Below are 5,415 nucleotides of genomic sequence, written 5' to 3' on the forward strand. Positions count from 1 at the left end.
TCCGGAACGGCTCCAACGCCTTTTGTGCCCCGGCAAAATCGGTGGTACGTACATATGCCAGACCAAAGATCTCCACGCCTTCCTTACGATGCTGTTTATAATAGTCGCTTAAAAAAGCGGTTTCATCCATACAATTGGGGCACCAGGAACCGAGGATCTGCACTACTACCACCTTGTTCTTATACTGTTCATCCTGGATGGAAATGGTATCACCCTTTGTAGAGGGGGAACGGAAGTTGAGCCGGGTTTCACCGGGCTTTAACTTTGTTTGTTCATAACTATCCGGCAATTGCACCCGGGCATTTTTGCGGGCCGTCCAGGTTTCATGACCGCTCAGTCCCGAATAATAATTGCCCTCGGTTATTGTACTGTCATTATCAAGTTTGGCAACAAATAAAATGACATGACCGCCATCAAAACCTGATAATTTTAAACTATCGCCACTAACAATCCCTTCCAGGTAACGGTAATCGCCAGTGGGCGTTCGGAAAGTTCCGGTCACTTTGCCATTACCTGTCTGTTCAAACACCCCAATGGCCTGAACCAGATGTTTTCCTTTACCAAAAGTGGCGTCCCAGTTACCGGTAATGTTATAAACGGGTTTGGCGGGTGCGGTATAACGTTCGCTGTTTCCATACAGGGCATAAAACGGGATCTCCTGTTTTTTATCGCCATAACTCTTGCTGTATATTCCTTCCAGGTTGCCATCCGGCAACACCCGGGCGGTGAAATGCGAGGCAAAGAAGGGCATGTCAATCCAAAGAGAATCGCCTTCTCTTTTTACACTATCAACCAACAATCGTTCGCTGCCATTTATTACATACAGCAGCTGTTTATTCTTTTCAACTACAGTGGCAAAATTGAAAATGATCTGTTGCCCATCGGGTCTTTGTAAAACAGCCCGCCATGTACCTGATCTCAGGAAGGGCTTTTTATCACCGGCCTCAAAGGCCGATAACAGGCAAGCCATAAGCGACATAACGGTCAGTAGGGTAATGAGATGTTTTCGCATACTAATAGTTTAATATTGGTCGAACCATACTTTCGTCAACAAATTATCTGTGCCCTGATTGGTTACCGCTATTTTATAATTGTCGGCATTCAGCGCTTGTTCCGTACCGGGATAGATCAACCGCACCGGAATTTGTTTATCGAGTACGCCGGCTATTGCAGGCGTTAGTTGCGGATAATCGAGTCGGCGCCATTCGGCAAATGCTTCCAGGCCCTGTCCATACAGGGCGATCCATTTTTGTTCACCAATGGATCTTTTAAAATTGGCAGCGTCATATTGTACGGCTGTCTGGCCTAAATAATTATTAACAGTAGTAACATCGGTAATACCATACTGATTGAGTGAAGCGGTTATAGCCGCTTTATACAATGCATTGGCGTCTTCTGCTGTAAATCCCCTGGCAGCGGCCTCTGCCCGGGCGAATAACACTTCAGCATAACTGAGGATCACAGCCGGCGTCAGGGGCGCAAAGAAGTAAGAGCCAGGCCGGGAGGTTTTGGCCAGACCCAGGTTATTGGCATCGCTGGTGGTTAACCCGCTTGGTACGCCTACATAGGTTTTTACTGTCGTATCGGTTGGCTTATTGGCATACACGGGAATGCGGGGATCATTCAGGACAGTTAATTTGTCCAACATGGTTTTGGCAATGCGGAATTCATCCCTGGTATCGAACCAGGCGCTTATGGGGTTTTGCTGGGGCGAAATACTGTAAACAAACTGCGCTGTTTCTGCATTGCTGCTGATAAGTCCGCCTGCATCGCTCAATACTTCTGCAATCGTTTGTTTAGCTTTTTCCGGCTCGCGGTCTGCCAAGCGCAGCGCTATGCGCAACCGCAAGGCGTTGGCAAACTTTTTCCAGCGATCTATCTTTCCGCCATAGATCACATCGCCGGTAATAACATTACCTGTTGTGGTCAATGCAGCGGATGCATTTTTCAGCTCCTCCAGCAATCCATAATACACGTCTTTCTGCGTGTCGTAGGCAGGAGTAAGATTGGTTTTGATATCACCCGCCTGTTTATAGGGAATGTCGCCATACGCATCGGTGAGCAAACTGAATACCCATGATCGCAGGATGATCGCCACGTTCTTATAATTCACATTTGCCTTTTCATCGGGTAATTTAATAATGGTATTGAGGTTGGTGATGCTTTGTGCATAGGCCACATTCCAAAGCGAGGTAAAACTGCTGTTGGAGAATATATATCGATCAGGTTCGGTATATTGGATCTTCGCCCAGTGCTGGATGATCAACAGGGTTGAATTGAAATTATTATCTGCGCCCCAATACAGATCGGCGGTGATCTTCTGGGAGGCGGTGAGCAGGTAATCCGGCTGCGGGTTTTCGGTGGCATTGGGATTTTTGTTTATCTCCGCCAGGTCTTTTTTACAGGATAGCGCTACCATCATTATTCCGGCAATACCTATCCATTTTATCTTTCTGATCATTGTGCTGCGTTTAAAATTTGAAGTTGATGTTCAGGCCATAGCTTCTTACGGTGGGGTTGGTCAGATCTTCCAGTCCCTGTGCATTTCCATTGGTAAATGCTGTTTCGGGATCAATATTGGGCACATTCTTGTGAATGATCCACAGGTTGCGGCCCACCAGTGAAACGGTAGCGCTCACCAGTTTTATCTTCCTGACCCATTTGGCAGGGATGGTATATCCCAGCTTTACCTCGCGCAGCTTTACATAGTCGGCACTGTATACAAATTGCTCTTCGATACTTCTGGGTGCTTTGTAATATTGCGAAGCGGGAATAATGGTAGTGTTGGCATTTCCATTACTGGTTACGCCTTTCCAGATCATCCCGTCTTCATACACCGTTTCGCCGGCGGGCGCAGAACCGCCTTTGGGCAGGGCTACTGTACCATTGGTCTTTTTGTTATCCGGATAGTAATAATACAAACCGCCATGGTCCGCATCCCGGCCGGGCAGGGTCATGGCCAATACACCCGTGTAACTTCCGGTTGAATTGGAACCGGCAAACAGCGATCCCCCAATGCTGGCATCCACCAGGAAGGCCAGATGAAAATTGTTATAAGAAAAACTATTGGTGATCCCGCCAATCCAATCAGGTGTATATTTTCCCAGTACTTTCTTATTGGGATCAGTCTGCGGAATGCCACTGTTGTTCACAACGATATTACCTGCTGCATCGCGCAAATAGGCATTGCCAAACAGCGTTCCATAGGCTTTGTCAACAGCTGCGATCACCTGGATGTTCCGGTAAGAGCCCAGTTCGTAATTCTTCAAACGGCCTTCATTATCCAGCTTCAACACTTTGCTTTTATTAGCCGCATAATTCATATCTATATCCCATTGGAATCCTCTCTTTTTAACCGGTGTAACGCCTAACTGCACTTCAATGCCTTTGTTATTGATCTTACCGGCATTCAGCAGTTTTTGGGTATACCCGGTAGTAGCGCTTACATTTACTTTCAGGATCTGGTCAATACTATTGGTATTATACAAACTCACATCCAGGCGTACCCGGTTGTTCCACAAACCGGCCTCAAAACCCAGCTCGGTGGAGTTGGTGCTTTCTGATCTCAGGTCAGGGTTTTGATCGGTGCCCGTGGTAGTTAATTGCGGATTACTATTAAATGGCGCGTTAAAATTGTACGTGTTTATTAACTGGTAAGGTTCTGCATCGGCGCCTACCTTCGACCAGCCACCCCGGATACGGGCATAATTCAACAGGTGGCTTTGGAGATGAAAGGCTTCTGTCAATACAAAACTTGCGTTTACGGAGGGATAATAATAAGACATGTTTTGTACGGGCAAGGTAGAAGAGCGGTCATTACGCGCAGTAATATTTACGAAAGCATAATTCCTGAACCCTACCTGCGCCGAGGCAAATGCACTGATCGTTTTTAACCGGGTATATACGTTCGATGATACCAACGGGTCTCTCGAGTTGGCGAGCGTATATACATTCGCTACTGCCAGTTTAGGCGCCACCTGGTCGTTCTCTTCATAATATCTCGACCGGATATTGCCGCCCGCCAGTACATCGAGACTAAAATCGGCATTTATATTTTTGTTGTAGCGCAGGGTGGCTTCTGTATTGTTCTCATTCACGGTGAATGCGTCTTCTTCATAAGAGCCAAAGGGTGTACCATTGGTGCCATAAGCGATCCGGAGTTTACGGCGGTCGTTGTAATAATCACTGCCAGTTCTGAAACTAAAGTTCAATCCGTCAATGATGGCATAGTCGAGCTTTACCGCCCCAATGATCCGGTTGCGCCGCTGACTTACTGTATTATTATAGGCTACCCAAAACGGGTTACTGTAATAACTGTTGTTCCAGTTATACGATCCGCCGTTGGCATCTTTATTTTTAAGCAGATCCTCCATATCTACCTGCCGGCCAAACCAGGTAAACTGCAACATGGTGCTGGTGGATCTTTTGCCCGACACGCCGGGTAAATTAGGCGCATTGTCAATAATGTAATTGGCATTTACCCCAATCTTTACTTTTGGCGTAACGTTAAACTGGGCATTAAAACTCACATTGTTTTTACGGGCCTCACTGTTTGGCACAATACCGGTTTGCTTTTCATTACCAAAGCCAATGCGGTAATTATAACTGTCACCCGCACCTTCCAACGCAACGCTGTTGGTAAGAAGAACACCAGTTCTGAAAAAATCCCGTACATTATTGGGATGCGGCACAAAGGGCGCAGGTACCCCATTGGAGAAATACTGCGTGATCAGTTGTCCATCCATTTTGGGTCCCCAGCTTTCATCCACGTAATCGTTATCCCCGCTCTTTCCATCTACCCATCTGAACTTCCCTTCTGCACCCTGTCCGAATACATTCTGGTATTCGGGCAGGATCAACAGGCCCGACAAGGTCGTGTTGGAATTGATGGTAACACCCACCCCCTGTTTCTTTTTACCGGTCTTTGTTTTTATCAGGATAACACCATGTGCGGCTCTCGATCCGTATAATGCCGCCGCATTGGGACCTTTTAAAACACTGATGGTCTCTATGTCTTCCGGATTGATATCGGCAATAGCATTGCGATAATCTCTTGATCCGCCGGCACCGAGCTGGGAGTTATCTACGGGGATATCGTCTACAATAAATAAAGGCTGGTTATTGCCATTAATAGAAGTTTCACCGCGGATAATAATACGGGAAGAACCCATATCACCCTGGGTATTGGTAACCCGTACACCTGCTACCTTACCGGCAAATGCATTTACCAGGTTCGATTCTTTTGCTTCTGAAATATCGGCTGTTTTTAATTCCTGGGTAGCATAGCCCAACGATTTTCGTTGCCGTGACACACCCAGCGCCGTTACTACAATAGCGTCGAGTGATTTATTGGAAGGAGTTAACTCTATCAGCAGCTGTTCAACTGCTGAGTCAATTACAATTTGTTGTGTTTCA

The 5,415-nt window shown here is 46.6% G+C and carries 3 protein-coding genes; all 3 read right to left on the bottom strand.

All coding sequences use genetic code 11. From position 1 onward, the window contains the following. Positions 1–1,012 (bottom strand): peroxiredoxin family protein (locus ACJ751_RS23460; protein WP_407747971.1); only part of this gene is annotated, 1,012 nt, incomplete at its 3' end. A 9-nt stretch (positions 1,013–1,021) separates the two neighbouring features. After that, positions 1,022–2,461 carry a SusD/RagB family nutrient-binding outer membrane lipoprotein gene (locus tag ACJ751_RS23465; RefSeq protein WP_407747972.1) on the bottom strand — a complete coding sequence of 480 codons (1,440 nt, stop codon included), beginning with the start codon at positions 2,459–2,461 and terminating at the stop codon, positions 1,022–1,024. A 10-nt stretch (positions 2,462–2,471) separates the two neighbouring features. Continuing rightward, positions 2,472–5,415, bottom strand: a 2,944-nt coding sequence (locus tag ACJ751_RS23470) for a SusC/RagA family TonB-linked outer membrane protein (protein WP_407747973.1), incomplete at its 5' end; no start/stop codon positions are given.

Origin of the sequence: Niastella sp., assembly GCF_045805085.1 — a bacterium.
Taxonomy (GTDB): domain Bacteria; phylum Bacteroidota; class Bacteroidia; order Chitinophagales; family Chitinophagaceae; genus Niastella.